Here is an 18,123-nt window from a genome sequence, read left to right as displayed (position 1 = left end):
TCAGATAAGCGCAGACTTCGAGGCATGCAAAAAATTTTACCGCAGGCATATACATGATATTCCGAGGATAAAATTTTTCGCATAACAAGGTAAGCGCCAGACTCCGGGAGAATGGCAGAAAAAGCAATTATTCAAGATTCCCTGAAGTACACTTTATCGGTATGTCGCAGGCAATGCAGGTGCCGTACTGATGGATGCCATCAAGGGGCGGCGGGTGAAGCTGAACAACAAATGGATTATTTAAAAATCTTTGTCCCATTAATAGGATACGCTGTTCCGTGACCACCCGCAGTCACGGATACAAGGTTAAGATCAGGAGGAGCGAATATGTCAGCCCTTTTTACCCCCTTCACTTTAAAGGACATCACCCTTAAAAATCGCATCGTTGTTCCCCCCATGTGCCAATACACTGCCACCGATGGAGTTCCAAACGCCTGGCACTTGGTCCATTATCCCTCCCTTGCCCGAGGGGGTGCCGGGCTGGTTATCGTTGAGGCAACGGCCGTATCATCGGAAGGGCGCATTACTCCGGCTTGCCTTGGCATCTGGAACGATGAACAGGCCCAGGTACACAGCCAGATAGCGGCGTTTATTCAGGCAGCCGGGGCTGTTCCCGGCCTGCAGATTGGTCATGCAGGACGAAAGGCCAGCGCCAACCTCCCCTGGGAGGGTGATAACCATTTAGCGGCTGACGATCCCCGGAGCTGGGACACCTTCTCCCCTTCCGCCCTGCCCTTTGGTGCCAATCTGCCCAAAGTCCCGCAGGAGATGAGCCTTGAGGATATAAAGCGGGTTAAGGCGGACTTTGTCGCCGCGGCCAAACGAGCCCTGCAGGCAGGGTATAAATGGCTGGAGCTGCATTTTGCCCACGGCTATCTAGGGCAGAGCTTTTTCAGCGTCCATGCCAACAAACGCGATGATCTGTATGGCGGTGATGCCGAAGGCCGGGGGCGTTTTCTCCTGGAAACCTTGGCAGCGGTCCGCGAGGTATGGCCGGAAAACTTCCCTCTGGCCGCTCGTTTTGGTGTGATTGAATTTGATGGCCGGGATGAGGAAACCCTTGCAGAGGCTATTGCGCTCAGCAAGCAGTTCCGTGAAGATGGCCTGGATTTTTTAAGTGTCAGCCTGGGATTTTCCACCCCCGCGGCAAACATCCCCTGGGGGCCTGGTTTCATGGGACCGATTGCCGGGCGTGTCCGGCAGGAAACAGGCCTGCCCGTGGCCTCGGCCTGGGGATTTGGCCGTCCCGACCTTGCGGAAAACGCAGTTAAAAATAATCAGCTCGACCTGGTAATGGTAGGCCGTTCCCATTTGGAAAATCCCCACTGGCCGTATCTTGCAGCCAGGAAGCTGGGGGTTGAAAAGCCCTCCTGGGTATTGCCCCCTTCATATGCTCATTGGCTGGAGCGTTATGAAATGTGAATATACAAACACTACAAGTGTCCCCAAGAGGTATCAAACATTTATTATTAAAGCCCACGCCCCCGTGAAGGGGCGACAGATTAAAACCGCTTTAACCAGCTGCGGATCGCTGTTTCAATCCACGCCCCCGTGAAGGGGCGACCTGGGAGCATCTGCTGGCGCAATGTGGAGCAGGTGTTTCAATCCACGCCCCCGTGAAGGGGCGACTTATGACATGGAGAGACCGGATTCATCTGAATTGTTTCAATCCACGCCCCCGTGAAGGGGCGACACGCAGTTCTTTCCTGGGACACCTCGGCAAACTGGTTTCAATCCACGCCCCCGTGAAGGGGCGACATCGTCACAAGCTGTAAGCGCCATGCAAGTTATGTTTCAATCCACGCCCCCGTGAAGGGGCGACTCACCTTCCTGCATGTTTCCTTGATTCTTCTCTGGCTTCGTTTCAATCCACGCCCCCGTGAAGGGGCGACACCAGCTCGCGGGGGAGCGGATCAGTAAAACGCCTGTTTCAATCCACGCCCCCGTGAAGGGGCGACCTGAGAGTGAAAAACGGCAACTCTCAACCGATGAGTTTCAATCCACGCCCCCGTGAAGGGGCGACCACCAGTTGTAATGGACAGTTTCAGTCATTGCAGGTTTCAATCCACGCCCCCGTGAAGGGGCGACCGGACAGACGGATCTTTGGTTACCCAGGATTTCGGGTTTCAATCCACGCCCCCGTGAAGGGGCGACACGTGGGTTGTTGCTTGCTGTTCCAAATCTGCAGCGTTTCAATCCACGCCCCCGTGAAGGGGCGACGCTACCTGTCTCCCATGATGTACAAAAAACATCTGTTTCAATCCACGCCCCCGTGAAGGGGCGACCTGCTTTCATGCGGCCACCTCCGCAAACTTATTCGCGTTTCAATCCACGCCCCCGTGAAGGGGCGACGTTCCAGCGAAGGACAGCTTGCCGATCTTATCAATGTTTCAATCCACGCCCCCGTGAAGGGGCGACTGCCGTGTCTTGGGTCAGGCATTTAAACGCAGCAAGTTTCAATCCACGCCCCCGTGAAGGGGCGACCTCCAGCCTGTTTGCCCGGTCCACCAGTTGCACAATGTTTCAATCCACGCCCCCGTGAAGGGGCGACCTTATCTCTTGACTTTTTGTAATTTGGGCAAGTCGTTTCAATCCACGCCCCCGTGAAGGGGCGACTGCTTTATCTCGCAACTGCGAAGCCAAACATATTGGTTTCAATCCACGCCCCCGTGAAGGGGCGACAGGATTTGAACCTCCGGCCCCCTGAACCCCATTCAAGTTTCAATCCACGCCCCCGTGAAGGGGCGACCACCGGTGATGTCACGTCTTCCTCAGATCCTTAAAGTTTCAATCCACGCCCCCGTGAAGGGGCGACAGGGGCACCCCAGGATGCAGGCTACCTTTGACCTGTTTCAATCCACGCCCCCGTGAAGGGGCGACTACAGGAGCAGGATGCCGAGGCCTGCGGCGACCAGTTTCAATCCACGCCCCCGTGAAGGGGCGACTTTGTTGCTTTGAGATATTTTACAATAGCTATCAGTTTCAATCCACGCCCCCGTGAAGGGGCGACCGCGAGCTTTTTTGAGTTCCCGACCAGCCTCTTTGTTTCAATCCACGCCCCCGTGAAGGGGCGACCTGGTGTACATCGAGTACCTGCTCAAATTCGAGGTCGCGTTTCAATCCACGCCCCCGTGAAGGGGCGACTGACAGTCAATGCGGTAATCCCCTTATGCCCCAAAGTTTCAATCCACGCCCCCGTGAAGGGGCGACACCTTTGATCTTCGGGCTGGTCTCGGTGTTATTGCCGTTTCAATCCACGCCCCCGTGAAGGGGCGACAGAGTCAAAGCGGCTCAGAAAATACGTCAGCAAAAAAGTTTCAATCCACGCCCCCGTGAAGGGGCGACAAGGCCGCGTTGACCTGCTCTTGACGGCCTTAGAGGTTTCAATCCACGCCCCCGTGAAGGGGCGACTTTCAATTTCCTCTTATAAGGAGAGCATTATGGCTGTTTCAATCCACGCCCCCGTGAAGGGGCGACATGGTACCAACCTGGATGCTGGCCTAGCTAAAGATGTTTCAATCCACGCCCCCGTGAAGGGGCGACTAGATGATGCCATCAGCAGAGCGTCAGCTTTGTTGTGTTTCAATCCACGCCCCCGTGAAGGGGCGACGATCGCCACGTTAGGCGTCGCGTACTGCTTCCATGTTTCAATCCACGCCCCCGTGAAGGGGCGACGTGATCTTCGGTGCTGCTCAGGTACTTGCCGTCCCTGTTTCAATCCACGCCCCCGTGAAGGGGCGACTTTACGGCTGCAAGATTTCCACAAAGCCATGGCTGTTTCAATCCACGCCCCCGTGAAGGGGCGACACGGTGTTGCTGTACGCTGAAAGAGCAGGAGCATTGTTTCAATCCACGCCCCCGTGAAGGGGCGACAAAGAAAGAAGTAAAGAAAAAGACATTTGCGCAATGTTTCAATCCACGCCCCCGTGAAGGGGCGACTTTTCTATGGCTATCTTCCTAATCGGGGCATTTAGTTTCAATCCACGCCCCCGTGAAGGGGCGACCAGCTGGTGGAAAAGGTTGAGCGCTTGACCGAGGCGTTTCAATCCACGCCCCCGTGAAGGGGCGACTTTCTTGATCTGGTCTATGGTCATTTCATGACGAGTTTCAATCCACGCCCCCGTGAAGGGGCGACCTGATCCGGAGCATCGGTGACAACCACATCCTTTGAGTTTCAATCCACGCCCCCGTGAAGGGGCGACTTTACGAGCAAATCGCTCTCGGGATGATGGAGAAGTTTCAATCCACGCCCCCGTGAAGGGGCGACTCGGCCAGGTATGCCTCTGCTTCCTGCACCTGGATGTTTCAATCCACGCCCCCGTGAAGGGGCGACCCGCCGACTGCGTAAATCTTGTCAAGAATGACCTGTTTCAATCCACGCCCCCGTGAAGGGGCGACGAGACTCTTGCTACACAAATGCGAGGCAGCTATGGGGGTTTCAATCCACGCCCCCGTGAAGGGGCGACGTGACAGAGACGCTATTTTGTAAACCAGGCTCAACGTTTCAATCCACGCCCCCGTGAAGGGGCGACTCCGGTTTGGTCAGCCCTTACAGTCTCTTCGCTCTGTTTCAATCCACGCCCCCGTGAAGGGGCGACTTAGACGGCAGATCAATGTCTCAAGATATGGAGAGTTTCAATCCACGCCCCCGTGAAGGGGCGACAAAGGCGGTACAGGACAAGCTCAAGGCCTTTGAGGGTTTCAATCCACGCCCCCGTGAAGGGGCGACATACAAGGGTTTGAAATTACAGATAGCACGGACTTGTTTCAATCCACGCCCCCGTGAAGGGGCGACCTCGGCAATGCGTCTATCTGTCGCGCCGCTAAACGTTTCAATCCACGCCCCCGTGAAGGGGCGACCGATGTTCCAGCAACAAAGGGCGCTCCGCCGTTCACGTTTCAATCCACGCCCCCGTGAAGGGGCGACTGCTTGTTGATGTTGATGTAGATGCTATTGGCGGAGTTTCAATCCACGCCCCCGTGAAGGGGCGACTGACTTCGGCGGCAGGCTCTCCAACAACATAGAGGTTTCAATCCACGCCCCCGTGAAGGGGCGACCCGGGGCAAGCTCCGAGCAGATCTTGGCTCTGAAGTTTCAATCCACGCCCCCGTGAAGGGGCGACATGGCATCATCTAAAGATCTTTATATGGCTCTTATGTTTCAATCCACGCCCCCGTGAAGGGGCGACCTGAGAGAGCTTGCAATAAATCGGTGACGGAAATAGTTTCAATCCACGCCCCCGTGAAGGGGCGACCTTCCCATTGCCTGGTAGTGTACTCTCCGCTCACGAGTTTCAATCCACGCCCCCGTGAAGGGGCGACTCTGCTGCCTGTTCGTCGCTGATCGGTTCGGAAGTGTTTCAATCCACGCCCCCGTGAAGGGGCGACCTTTACCCATGTCTTTAGCAATACAACAAGCCCTTGTTTCAATCCACGCCCCCGTGAAGGGGCGACCCCATTGTCCTGGCATGGACCAGTTAAGATTGAAGTTTCAATCCACGCCCCCGTGAAGGGGCGACGGCTCAAAGCCTGCGAGTTCAGCGACATCAACCAGGTTTCAATCCACGCCCCCGTGAAGGGGCGACTCATCACGGGTATACGTGTCTTTCCCTTTAACTCGGTTTCAATCCACGCCCCCGTGAAGGGGCGACGCAGGACAATGCAAAGAAGTGGGTTCAGGTTGAAGTTTCAATCCACGCCCCCGTGAAGGGGCGACGAGATCATCTCTTCTCATCCTCGGCCAATTCGCTGTTTCAATCCACGCCCCCGTGAAGGGGCGACGCGTCGAGCGAAGTCCATGCATATTCACAGTCTGCGTTTCAATCCACGCCCCCGTGAAGGGGCGACGGGGCGCTTTTGTTTCAAACAATCACTTCAATTTCGTTTCAATCCACGCCCCCGTGAAGGGGCGACCCGCAATTTAAACGACTGGCGGTCACGTCTCCTGGGTTTCAATCCACGCCCCCGTGAAGGGGCGACCAATCTCTGTTTCCAGCGAATCAACTTATGGTGGGTTTCAATCCACGCCCCCGTGAAGGGGCGACGGCAAGACTCCTTTACTGGTGTCGCCAGCGCACTGTTTCAATCCACGCCCCCGTGAAGGGGCGACGCACAACCGCTACTGGTGAAAATTGGACTCCTGAGGTTTCAATCCACGCCCCCGTGAAGGGGCGACAGTGGTTGCTCGACGATGAACTGTGGGAAGCTGAGTTTCAATCCACGCCCCCGTGAAGGGGCGACGCGCTACGGAAAGACGGCACGGCGCTTTGGCCGGAGTTTCAATCCACGCCCCCGTGAAGGGGCGACAGTTGGATTGCCGCAGAGTTCCGGCAATCCTTGTGTTTCAATCCACGCCCCCGTGAAGGGGCGACTGTCTTGAGATATCTCTGTCCGTTTTGACCTTTCAGTTTCAATCCACGCCCCCGTGAAGGGGCGACTGGCGACGATGTACCGTTCTAAGCAAAGGGGGAAGTTTCAATCCACGCCCCCGTGAAGGGGCGACTTTTCCTTTAATCATTTACTCTTGTGCCTCAGAAGTTTCAATCCACGCCCCCGTGAAGGGGCGACTTTTACCCTAACCGCAACCTTTGACGATGGCACTGTTTCAATCCACGCCCCCGTGAAGGGGCGACTGCAACACTCGACCACCTTGCTCAGAGACAGACCGTTTCAATCCACGCCCCCGTGAAGGGGCGACGCCATGCGCTTTCAGGGGATTTTTTTTTGAAAGGTGTTTCAATCCACGCCCCCGTGAAGGGGCGACTTCCACCGTCGTGATACCATCCTGCTGTGATGGATGTTTCAATCCACGCCCCCGTGAAGGGGCGACGGCAGTGAGGTCACCCCGGTGCCACTCAGGTCTAGGTTTCAATCCACGCCCCCGTGAAGGGGCGACTATGCCGCTCCGTTACAGACTTTGTCGTCAAGAGAGTTTCAATCCACGCCCCCGTGAAGGGGCGACTGAGTTGGTTGTCTGCATCACTGAGGGAATTCCGGGTTTCAATCCACGCCCCCGTGAAGGGGCGACCGGTACCACTGGTGCCCGCTGTGGTGGCCACCATGGTTTCAATCCACGCCCCCGTGAAGGGGCGACAGAAATATCTTTTATATTTTAATCATGAAAATAAAGTTTCAATCCACGCCCCCGTGAAGGGGCGACGAGTTGACGCCTTGGAAGTCGCAAACGCTGACAAGTTTCAATCCACGCCCCCGTGAAGGGGCGACTAGATGTTTCCAATCACCTGCAATCAAGTCGTGGGTTTCAATCCACGCCCCCGTGAAGGGGCGACCGGTGTCAACCGGGGTGCGAAGGATTACCCGGCGTTTCAATCCACGCCCCCGTGAAGGGGCGACTTGGTGGGAGCTTTACCAGCAGGACAATGCAAAGTTTCAATCCACGCCCCCGTGAAGGGGCGACTCACATATTAAGCTAATAGTCAATGATTTACCGGTTTCAATCCACGCCCCCGTGAAGGGGCGACGAGGCTCTTTCCATCCTGATTAACAGCCACCCCCGGTTTCAATCCACGCCCCCGTGAAGGGGCGACACGTGACCGTAACAGAGGCTGACAACTACCATACGTTTCAATCCACGCCCCCGTGAAGGGGCGACGCAGGACAATGCAAAGAAGTGGGTTCAGGTTGAAGTTTCAATCCACGCCCCCGTGAAGGGGCGACTCCGCTGAGTTCGGCGTTATGCCTCGTACTCCAGGTTTCAATCCACGCCCCCGTGAAGGGGCGACTGAGACGGTTTTGACTACCTGGGGAGGAGAAAAAGAGTTTCAATCCACGCCCCCGTGAAGGGGCGACCCAACGAGTTAGGCCTTTTTTGGGCGGAAATATTAGTTTCAATCCACGCCCCCGTGAAGGGGCGACCAGGCGGCGGAGCCCCAACCGAGACAGGCCACCAGGGTTTCAATCCACGCCCCCGTGAAGGGGCGACAACAAGAACAATAAATCCTGAAATTACCGCAATAGGTTTCAATCCACGCCCCCGTGAAGGGGCGACTGCTGAATCATAACATTCTGAAATTCATCAGCTAATTTACTGTATTCCGCGATTGTTAAAAATTGGCGGATATTTTCACCTCCTCGCCCCCAACCATGATGCACCAACACCGCATTATAGTGTATCGCGAACCAGCCGGAAATTTTTGGTTACAGGCGGTTCGCGGCCTCTTTCAAATAATTAAAGGACCTTCCTGGTCCACAGTTACTTTGGCACCTATATGTTCAACGCGGTTACGCCAATTGGCACCAAGGAAATAAAAGCGCAGGCTATCCGCCTCCGGATCAATCTCGTTTATTAGTGCTTGCCGTAATTTGACCCATTGTGCAGGATCGACGATACACTCAAACACTGAGAACTGGACCCGTTGCCCATGATTTCGGCAGACTTTTGCCACCCTGCGAAGTCTCTTAGCCCCACCTGGCTCGCTTGTCCTCACGTCGTAACTCACCAAGACCATCATGGCCGACTCCTATTTCCAGAAAATGGGCGGGTAACTATCCAGTTCACCGCGTAAAAACCGAGCAAACAAAAGGGCCTGGATATGAAAAAACAATCCCCAAGTCATCTTTTCCTCAAGAAAGGGATGGACAACCTCTTCCTGTTTTCGCTTCTGGTAGGCAACCAGCAATGTTTTCCGGGCCTTGTCACTCATGCGGACGGCACCACCATCGCTCAGAACAAAATCATTTTCGCGCATCTGCCCTAAATTAACCAGAGACACGGCCAATCGATCGACCAGGGGGCGAAACTCTTCCATTAAATCAAGAGCCAGCCCTGCCCGACCAGGACGATCACGGTGCAGATACCCTACTGCCGGATCAAGACCAACAGCCTCGACAGCAGAACGAATATCGTTGAGAAGCAGCGTGTATAAAAACGAGAGCAGACAGTTTATGCGATCAAGCGGGGGTCGACGACTCCGTTGACGCATAAAAAAATGGTCCTTATTGCGTACAAGCAAATGATCGAATGCACCAAAATAAACACGGGCGGCATCTCCTTCCACGCCGCGGACGGAGTCAAGATCTAAAGGTTCCTGTACACGCCTGGTTGCGGCTCCAAGCCGATCGATAGCCGACTGCATAGCTTCCTGATCGATTTTTTCAGCATGATCACGCAACCCACGCAATAACACGGTCCGACAATTCGCTATCTTTCCAAGTACACAGGCGGCGGCAACCTTTGCCGAAAAAGCAAGATCATCGGCCCGCCGATATTGCTCACGACGTAACAGCACATTGCCTGAAGTAGGCCCTTTGACACGTGCTAAAAAACGACCTTTTTCAGTCAAAAAGCTTAAACCGACGTTACGCTCACCGCACATACCCATCAAAAACGGGCTACAACCGACGTTACCGAAACAGACCACGGATTCCAAAGTATGCACCGGCACACGCAAAGCGGTTTCTTTCTCAATGCGAACAGCTACGGTTTCCCCATCCTTGGCTAGATACGCTCCTTGAGTCGTTACAAACAGGGTATTGAGGTGTTTTCTCATCTTTCCACCATTTGCTGTAAATATTTGCCGACCTGTTTCTGGGACGCGACTTTAGGCAGGCACGTGGCTATAAAAGAACAGTTCTCACACCGTTTATTATAGTGCGGTGGTGGCGTCCTTCTCTCTTTTAACAATGTATGGACAGCCATAGCTGTCTTGCTGGTATTTGCTCGTAAATCCGTATCAAAGAACACCTCAACACGGCGTTTTTTTTGCCCGTAATACAAGGCCCCTTGCTGCACTTCACATTGTAACATTTCCTCCAGACAAAGCGCCTGGGCACAGAGTTGCACCCGATCGGTATCATCCTTTTTAGGCCGCCCGCGCTTGTATTCCACTGGAAGCGGAAGCCAGTGACCATCTTCCTGCAAATGAAACTCGACAATATCTGCCCGTCCGATAATTCCAAGCTTCAAGGAACGAATGGGAACGTCAAACTCCACCCGCATGGTCCGACGTGACTCTTTGCCACCTCCATGGACCCGCTCATGCAGGATACGCCCTTCGGCGGTAAACCTGTTCTCCTGCCACTGCTGCTCAATATGGATCAGCGCACATTGACGAGGACAGAAAAGATAATGTTGAAGGGCAGAAATCATGACCAGATCATCTTCGAAGTACACGGATATCCTCAATTCATTAGATGACAGAATGCCAGGGGAAGGATTAGTCATGGTGCAAACCTCGCGAAGGACTGGTCGGATCGACCAACAGGTTCACGATCAGCCGAATAAGCAGTTCCTTTTGTGCAGGGTCAGAAGCTGCGACCAGCAAGGCCAGTGCGACAAGCGCCTTATTATCAAAGCGAACCGTATCTGCCAGGCCATTTTCCTGTAAATAGAGCAGGAAAAGAAAAGAACCGATGCGCTTATTCCCATCGCTGAAGGGGTGATCTTTGATCACAAAATAGAGAAGATGAGCAGCCTTTTCTTCGATAGAAGAATAGAGATCCTGTCCCCCAAAGGTCTGGTGAATGGCACCAAGAATCCCCTCAAGGCTTGTCCCTCGTTCTTGGCCAAAAAGCCCTGTAGCCTCACCACGCTCTGCCAATTCCGAACGTAGACAGACAATACTCTCACGGACAACAGCCAGATCAAAGAGTGCCGATTCCCGTCGATTAATCGAGGCAGGAAGAGCAAGCTGGTCTTCATCATACTGAAGCAATAGCCGCCAACTCAACCCATAACGTCTGACCAACTGAACAACAGCTAAGCCAGTGTCATCGGTCAGATGGTGTTGCTCCAAGGTTGTAGCAATGAGGTCCAGCGCTCCGCGCAACTCGGCCACGCCTTGCTCTTGTAGTCGCTGTTGGTTGAGGGCATAGCCTTTGATAAGATATTCTTTGAGGATAGAGGAAGCCCAGATACGGAACTGGGTGCCACGCTTTGAGTTCACCCGGTAACCGACGGAGATAATCGCGTCCAAATTGTAATAATCAACCTGGTATGTTTTGCCATCGGCGGCAGTTGTTGCATTTTTTGCAACAACTGCCGCCTTCATCAATTCTCCCTCTCGAAAAACATTCCGAAGGTGCCTGGAGATAACTGATTTATCACGGTCGAATAACTCGGCCATTTGCCTCAATGAAAGCCAAACTGTTTCCTCCTGCAAGCGGACATCCAGCTCAATTTTTCCGTCCTCAGCTTTGTAAAAAAGCATGATGCCGGTTTTATTTTCAGCATATCGCTGTTTTGGAAACACCGTATCCATAGCACTCCGACCATCTCAAATAATTACAGTTTTTCCTGCAATGTGACACCAGCAGGCAGAGTGTCGACATGCACCACATAATCCTTAAACGAACGAGCCGGCCCGGTTGATTCCTCAGCACGCCGAATGTTAACCAGGTCAAAAAGCTTATGCGCCGGAGCATTCCCCATGCGGCTGTCATGTCTGAAGACAAAAAGCTTGCGGCTACTCATCAGGCCACGTGCGGCTGAACGATCATGCTCAAACATGTTGATGAGGGCCTCCCACAACAGCTCCAAATCTTCATCGGAAAATCCTGTTTTTTCCGCCAAAGGAGCTGAAATGAATCCGTGTGCCACATAGAGTCCATAGGGAACGATATGTTTACGCCCCATGGTGCGCTCTTTTTCCAAATCTTTCTCATTGGTCACAGCCATGCGGGTAATACTGATCTCCTGAGGCATGATGCTTTCTACGCTTTTGGCGAATGCCAACTGTACCGGCCCACGAACCTGGCCACAGTTTACCTCCGTGGTCATGACCGCACCGAAGGCTCGAATATCGTAAAAGTTAGTACACATCCAGCCTGTAACACGACGAGCATCTTCAACTTTTTTGGGCAATTTTTTCTTTTCCACTTTCAGATCGCAGGCTTTGTATGCTTTTTCGTTGATCTGATTGAGAACCGCTTTTTCCTGAACATAAATCTGAAATCCCTCAGCACCATCTTTGGATAAGGCTACATGGTTCCTAATTTTTCGTTTCAAACATACATCCGTAACTAAACCATGCCCGGTTTCCGGATCGACACGAGGGGTATTGCCCGCATCCGGGTCCCCATTGGGATTGCCGTTTTCCACATCAAAAAGCAGCACAAACTCATAACGGTTGGAAATGGCGGTCATGGTTAATTCTCCTCGGCCGTGTCGGCGCTTGTTTTCTTGCTGGTGTAAAGATCTTTCATCCGTTGATAGTATCCAATCATGAAGAGCCCCTGCTCTTCAGGCAACAAAGTTGGAGGGAAATCCGTTAAATTGATAACCGCATCCTGAATGGATTTCTCCAAGGTAATGGCCCAGCCGGTTTTCATCGGGTCTTTACGTAATTTGGCAGTATGATTAGCTGCATTTTTCAACAGCATGGGGAATACCCGGGCCGGGGTTGCAGGAGCCGAGGCAAAAAAACGATCTTTCATAGTGGCGTTAGTCCCAGGAATAGCATCGTTTTGCGCCTTTTCGAGAACCGCAAAAAGGCCGCCAAGGATATAGGGCACCTCTTTTCTGTCGGGGTCGTAATACATTGAAATCTCCATTTTTTTGTTGCGAACAAGATAGGCTTTCAGCAATGCCGCCCTAAAATAGCCGACCTCTCGCTCGGCACGGATACGTCCCAAAACGGCTGCAAGCAGACTATGTGGATACGGAGCGCCGTTGAGCATGGCTTTGGCCATACCGCCTGCAAGTACGGGTAAGATGTTTTCGTTTTTTCCAAGGGTTGCTGTTTGACAAAGTAGACGCCAAAGAGGTGGGAATTTAGGATCACTATCGAATTTGCGCACTATTTCAAGTTGACGAAAATGTGTACCGATATGCTCCAAAAAACTTCCAACCGTCCCTTCCAACCAGAAACGGATTGAAAGACGTGCAGCATTGGGAGTCAGCCCCAAGATAAAAAAACGTACGACAGGGTCCAAGTCCGGGACGATATCAACCACAGACTCGCCGGAACGTATTTTTCTCAGCAGATGGAAAATTTTATCGGCAGTTTGCTGATCATCTGCTAATTCTGCCGCCTTGGGGTTAGCTATATCCGGTGCAAAGAGATCAGCGAATATACCTTCAATAACACTAGGGCGTTCAGCCCAAAACACGACAGTTGTATCTCCAATAACGATCTTTTGACGACTCTCGGGCGCTAACAGTGTATTCAAGGCGGTAACGTAATTAAATGCGGCCTTTTCGCCTACAGGCGCATTGATTGACTGATCCTTTCCGTAAGATTCAAAGGCCGGAAGGTTAAACGAAACAATGGATGCGCCCATGGACTGAGCCCCCCGGACCCCCTTAATAGATGGGTGCAACCGTGCTATAGGCTGAGCATTTTCCCCAGAAATAAGACATTGTCCAATATTTGCGGCTTTACGTTGTCCTAGACAGCGTGCCCATGCTTTCCGTGCTGCCTCACGGTCATGAATATAACCGGGCGCTCCACTCAAGCGAAAAACTAGATTTGAGCCACAGATATCCTCCCAATTGGGCCGAGAAATTATTGTCCGGTAATTATGATCGTAGAAAGAAATGACGGCCTTTAGTCCTTGATCATCAGACAAACAGGTAGAACGCACAAGTTGAACGAAAGCTTCATGACATTTATCCGTCCGGTCCTGCTTGCCCTTGTCATCCAATCCAAGCACATAACTGGTCGAATCCCAGAGAAAATTGGGTTTAATGCCACTCGCTTTTTTCTCTGCTGCTGGCACAATCATCTTACGCGGCCGCAGATTCTTCCCCTTCTGCTGCCGTAAGTCTTCCACCTCCAGCAATTCCCCACTTTCATTGAGCACCAAAGCAAATGAAATATTCTCCACACTTGTGCCATAGGAAGGAATAGTTGATTCGGGGTCAGAAGCTTTTCGTTCGTAATAACGATTCAGTTCCTGAAGAATCATGACCGAACCTCCGCCGACCACGGTGCAGGCGGGGTAATCACGCCATCCTCCATAGTGGCCTTAAAAAAGAGTGGCTGCATGCCGCCCGCAAAATCTATGTCCAACAGCATGTAGCCTAACTCTTTTGTTTCTCCCTTGTAACAGGAGTCGGGTAAGGGGCCTTCCTGCAGTTCATAAAATGCGGGAAATTCCCGGCAGCCCAAACAGGGTTGATGGAAAAATTGCCCGGATCGGGCGCGGCGGTTGAATATATCTAGGTGCTTCCCAGCGTTATCCTCTTGTCCGGCTTTCTTGGTTAGCTCAAAATGAGCTTCAATCACATAATCCACTCCGCGTAACAAGGTGGAGGCTCGCTGCTGGCGGTTGTCTCCATCATCAACCAAGAAAAATAACGGTTTTCCGTCACGCATAACGGTCTTAGGATTTGGTTTAGGTATTTTCGACTTCACCTCATTTCGGCGGATATTGTCGAAACGGATGGGATTGAGTACGTGAATTCTGTCGACAACCCAGCGGATAGCCGGTTTCCAGTGAATGGCTTCAAGAATGCCTCTTGCCGCCGACGGCGTGATTACGTCATACGACACTCTTTCCACCTTCATTTCCGGCCGAGAAAAACAGGCGTAATCGCCCCAGACACGGAGCTTTACTCCATACCCCATAGGCCTTGCCTCCTTGATTGGATGAGAAAGGGAGGGGTGAGGAACCGGCGCCCCTCCAATTACAAATAGGATCTTGAATTACTATGTTACATCACAAGCTCATTCAAAAAATGCGTGTTTTACTCACTAAATACAAAAATACTCCGGGTCCCAAAGTTCGGTCATATCTTCACAAAAACCAAGGCCTTCATTGTAGGCCTGTGCGTTCGATAAATAGGGGTAAGTATCACGAATCATCTCAACGGCCCCCTGATGATGTAAGCGTTGTAATACATTGGTCCGGACCACCACGGCGTACCGCTGCAGTTTTTTTGCGGCTGACTGAGGAAAGGGGGAATGCCGCAACTGCTCAATCAACAGAGCGACGCTCGCCTGATCTTCCGCCAACCCCGGCATGATCACGCCCACGCCTTGGTCATCGATAAGACGGAAATCCTCTGCAATCTCCCGAAAAGGAAAAATCAATTCCTGGTGTGGCTTAGGATTCAAACGTTTGATTATTTTTTTGGCATCCAGACTTTCCACATCATAAAGAAGTTCGAAAAAACGTTGCATGGGAGCCAAAGACAAACAGTCTTCCCCAGAGAAGGTGCGCAGGGTTTCTCTGGTACGGGTCATACGACGCTGCAACCAGGGCATGGCAGGTAATTCATCCGGTTCATAAACATACGTCTGCCCATACTCCAACTTGCCTTCCCGGTTACATCGTCCGGCCGCCTGCGCGATGGAATCGAGCCCGGCCATAGCCCGGTAGACCACGGGAAAATCCAAATCAACCCCGGCCTCCACCAATGAAGTTGACACGACCCGGCATGGCAATCCGTTGCTCAAGCGTTGCCGAATGGTTGCCAAAACACGCAATCGATGCTCCGGGTACATGTTGGTTGAGAGGTGAAAATTTTCCTCAGTACCCGGCAATTGACGCACCACCTGCTGGGCCTGCTTCTTGGTTGAAACGATGCACAAAACCTTCGAGTGAGCGGCAAGACGTTGAGCCAAATCCTCTGTATTCAGTGTGCCAAGAAAGACGACCTGCACCCGTTTGAGGTCGCTATAGAGAGCTGAGGGGTCTTCAACGAGTTCTGTTATCTTTGGCAGTTTCAAAGACTGCAGCTTGCTATCCTGCAACGCAGGTTGAGTAGCTGTACACAACACCACCGTACACCCATAGCGCAGAACCAATTCGCGCAAGGCGGCCAAACAAGGCTCGAAAAATTCCGTAGGGATGGCCTGAGCCTCATCAAGCACGATAACGCTGCCAGCGATGTTATGTAACTTTCGGCAACGCGAGGTTGCATTGCTGTATAAGGACTCAAAAAACTGCACGTTGGTCGTAACCACCACCGGTGCATCCCAGTTTTCTGCAGCCAGACTTCGCCACTGAGCATAAGCGGAGTCTTCCTTGTCTTCCTCAATGCGAAAGTTACAGTGGTGCTCCAACACATTGGCTTCGCCAAGGGCCTGACGGAAAACTTCTGCGTTCTGCTCAATGATAGAGGTGAAGGGGATGGCATAGATCACCCGAGCGAGGTCGTGCTCCACTGCATGCTCAAGAGCGAAAGCCAGGGAGGAAAGGGTCTTGCCTCCTCCTGTTGGCACGGTCAAGGTGTACACCCCCTGCTCTCCTTTTGCCTCCGTGAGACATCGTGCCAACACCTGCTGACGAGCGTCATTGACGACACCCGGTTTCGCCTGGGCCTGTTTTTGGGCAAGGAAGGCCTGTACGTTCATGCGTAACTGGCTCATATCATCAGGTTGTATAGCTGCCCGCTGCGCCGATTTTTCTGAAGTACAAAAATTTTCCGTATCCAGAAAATCAGCATCGACCAGACAGGAAAAAAGCATCCGAGTAAAAAAAGCCAGGCTGAACATGCCCCATTTTTCTTCCAGCTGAAACGGGAAAGCCGGAGGAGAAAGACTATCGATCTCCGGTTGCAGTTCGACAGGTTCGGTCTCCTTGCGCAACCGAAAATGCAGCTGTCCTTCCTGTATGCCTCCGTCCGGCAGCCCTCCATGATGGCCGCAGATCACGTAGGCAAGGAGCATCCCCAGAGATCCACACCGTTCCTTCGCTAGTTTTGCCCCTATGGTGGCATGGTCGACACGAATATTGCTTCCTTCCAACCTGGCAAGAAAAGCAGGACAGGCCTTGCCTATATCGTGGAGTAGCCCAGCATAAAGCCCCCATTGTCCAGCCTGGAAGGTCGTAGCAAATTTTTCCGCCAATCCTGCAACATTATGTAGATGATCAGAAAGTGTTTGCCAGTCCGTTTTATCCTTTGATTCAGTAGAGTGAGCGTAATACTGCATGATGACACCGCATTAAACTTTGAGAAAGAATTGTTGGACGAAACCGCTGCGAGGCAGAATAAAAGCCAGTGTTTACTCGTGAAGAGTTTGATTTTCAGACACTTGCAGCAAGAAGTAAGAAGTATGCAATAGAAAAAGTCTAACCATTCAATACTTATAGCAAAGTTCCCCTACGCGAAACAGCCCGACACATAGCGATGCCAAGTCGGGCGGGGCAGAAATAGTATCGGTGAAGACAGTGATGGGAGCATCCGAAGCTTATGGAATTAAAAAGTTCGCCGCCCGCAGTATGGGCCAATTTCCCATGCTGACGTCTACCTGAAGTGTGGTTCGAACAATTTGCCATAAGTAGCGGATGCACCCGACAGTGATGGCATTAAATCCAAACGGGGCTGTATGAGTTTTGAACTGCACAATCATCTCATCCCACTGGCTGCGCTCAACGAAGTGGAGGCAGCCATGGGCAATGATCAAGTCATACTTTTCTAGAAAGGAAAATTTGGTCATGTCCGCACCCCTGCAGTGGATTGTTAGTCCCTCGCGAGCCGACAAGGTATCCAGTTTCCATATCCCAGCTTCGGATATGTCAACTGCAGTGACCATGAAGCCAGCCCGGGCCAGCGGGATGGAATTACGACCATCTCCACAACCGAGATCAAGTACTTTGGCCCCCGGTGGAAAGAGGGATGAGGTTCAGAATTTCCTGGCTGGCATCGCCGAAACTCTTTACATCGAGATCGGCGTAAGGGTGTCTTGAATAATTAGATTTTTCAATCAAGGTCAAGGATTGCTGACAATTTCACCGCAGGCATATAGTTGATATCGGAGTCTTCGCTTACCTCCGAGGATAAAATTTTAAGCATGACGAGGTAAGCGCCAGACTCCGCGGGATTGGCAGAAAAAGCAATTATTCAAGATTCCCGTAAGTTGTTTCCCAAAGTGATTGTGCCATCGACTTCTTTTGTGCCGAACAAAAAAAATCAAGGGCTCGAGGCTTCTGGCGTGTCCCCTTGTGCGTCAAGTTGGGTTGCCCCGGACGGTAGCGGGGAATCTTTTGACACAAGCTCTGCAGGTTCCCCCACAATCGCTCGATTACGCCTTTCAGTGATCTCCTGAATACGAGTCACTATTGCATCCAGATTTGTCACAGCAGATGGCTGTAGATTCGCATTCCCGCCGCCCCGAAAATCCGCTTAAATTCTCATGAAGCATTACCAGTAACGAGAAAGTCTCTACCAGTCAAAGTAAGAAAAATGATCACCACGTGGTGTGGTCGTGGATTGCA

At 52.2% G+C, this 18,123-nt stretch carries 9 protein-coding genes, 1 pseudogene and 1 CRISPR repeat array; of the genes and pseudogenes, 1 reads left to right on the top strand and 9 read right to left on the bottom strand.

Features of this window, described 5'->3' with window-relative positions; genetic code table 11:
• Window positions 1–327 precede the first annotated feature (327 nt).
• Window positions 328–1,422 (top strand): NADH:flavin oxidoreductase/NADH oxidase, encoded by a 1,095-nt coding sequence (locus JWJ90_RS10975; protein ID WP_205227269.1) that lies wholly within the window; start codon window positions 328–330, stop codon window positions 1,420–1,422.
• 46 nt (window positions 1,423–1,468) lie between these two features.
• A CRISPR array of direct repeats spans window positions 1,469–8,008; the repeat unit is 31 nt; unit sequence GTTTCAATCCACGCCCCCGTGAAGGGGCGAC.
• Window positions 8,009–8,180: 172 nt separating this feature from the next.
• Here JWJ90_RS10975 and cas2 read toward each other — a convergent pair.
• From cas2 to JWJ90_RS10930, 9 genes and pseudogenes are all read right to left on the bottom strand, one after another.
• Window positions 8,181–8,471 (bottom strand): CRISPR-associated endonuclease Cas2, encoded by a 291-nt coding sequence (cas2, locus tag JWJ90_RS10970; protein WP_205227268.1) that lies wholly within the window; start codon window positions 8,469–8,471, stop codon window positions 8,181–8,183.
• Between the two features lie 9 nt (window positions 8,472–8,480).
• Window positions 8,481–9,509, bottom strand: coding sequence for a type I-C CRISPR-associated endonuclease Cas1c (gene cas1c / locus JWJ90_RS10965; RefSeq protein WP_205227267.1), 1,029 nt, complete (start codon window positions 9,507–9,509; stop codon window positions 8,481–8,483).
• Window positions 9,506–10,108 (bottom strand): CRISPR-associated protein Cas4, encoded by a 603-nt coding sequence (gene cas4, locus JWJ90_RS10960; RefSeq protein WP_240194890.1) that lies wholly within the window; start codon window positions 10,106–10,108, stop codon window positions 9,506–9,508. The genes cas1c and cas4 overlap by 4 nt, the downstream gene beginning before the upstream one ends.
• Before the next feature lie 67 nt (window positions 10,109–10,175).
• The gene (locus JWJ90_RS10955; RefSeq protein WP_240194886.1) at window positions 10,176–11,219 is read right to left on the bottom strand and encodes a virulence RhuM family protein/type II toxin-antitoxin system death-on-curing family toxin; all 1,044 of its coding nucleotides are present in this window, start codon (window positions 11,217–11,219) and stop codon (window positions 10,176–10,178) included.
• 23 nt (window positions 11,220–11,242) lie between these two features.
• Window positions 11,243–12,103 (bottom strand): type I-C CRISPR-associated protein Cas7/Csd2, encoded by an 861-nt coding sequence (cas7c, locus tag JWJ90_RS10950; RefSeq protein WP_205227265.1) that lies wholly within the window; start codon window positions 12,101–12,103, stop codon window positions 11,243–11,245.
• Between the two features lie 2 nt (window positions 12,104–12,105).
• Window positions 12,106–13,866 (bottom strand): type I-C CRISPR-associated protein Cas8c/Csd1, encoded by a 1,761-nt coding sequence (gene cas8c / locus JWJ90_RS10945; RefSeq protein ID WP_205227264.1) that lies wholly within the window; start codon window positions 13,864–13,866, stop codon window positions 12,106–12,108.
• Window positions 13,863–14,528, bottom strand: a complete 666-nt coding sequence (cas5c, locus tag JWJ90_RS10940; RefSeq protein ID WP_205227263.1) for a type I-C CRISPR-associated protein Cas5c — start codon at window positions 14,526–14,528, stop codon at window positions 13,863–13,865. Before cas5c ends, cas8c begins: the two co-directional genes overlap by 4 nt.
• Before the next feature lie 126 nt (window positions 14,529–14,654).
• Window positions 14,655–16,838 (bottom strand): CRISPR-associated helicase Cas3', encoded by a 2,184-nt coding sequence (cas3, locus tag JWJ90_RS10935; protein ID WP_205227262.1) that lies wholly within the window; start codon window positions 16,836–16,838, stop codon window positions 14,655–14,657.
• Window positions 16,839–17,096: 258 nt separating this feature from the next.
• Window positions 17,097–17,507: pseudogene (locus JWJ90_RS10930) on the bottom strand (class I SAM-dependent methyltransferase); the annotation flags it as partial.
• Between the last annotated feature and the right edge of the window lie 616 nt (window positions 17,508–18,123).

It is taken from the genome of Desulfobulbus rhabdoformis (assembly GCF_016919065.1).
GTDB lineage: Bacteria > Desulfobacterota > Desulfobulbia > Desulfobulbales > Desulfobulbaceae > Desulfobulbus > Desulfobulbus rhabdoformis.
This window is presented reverse-complemented; position numbering and strand designations above follow the sequence as displayed.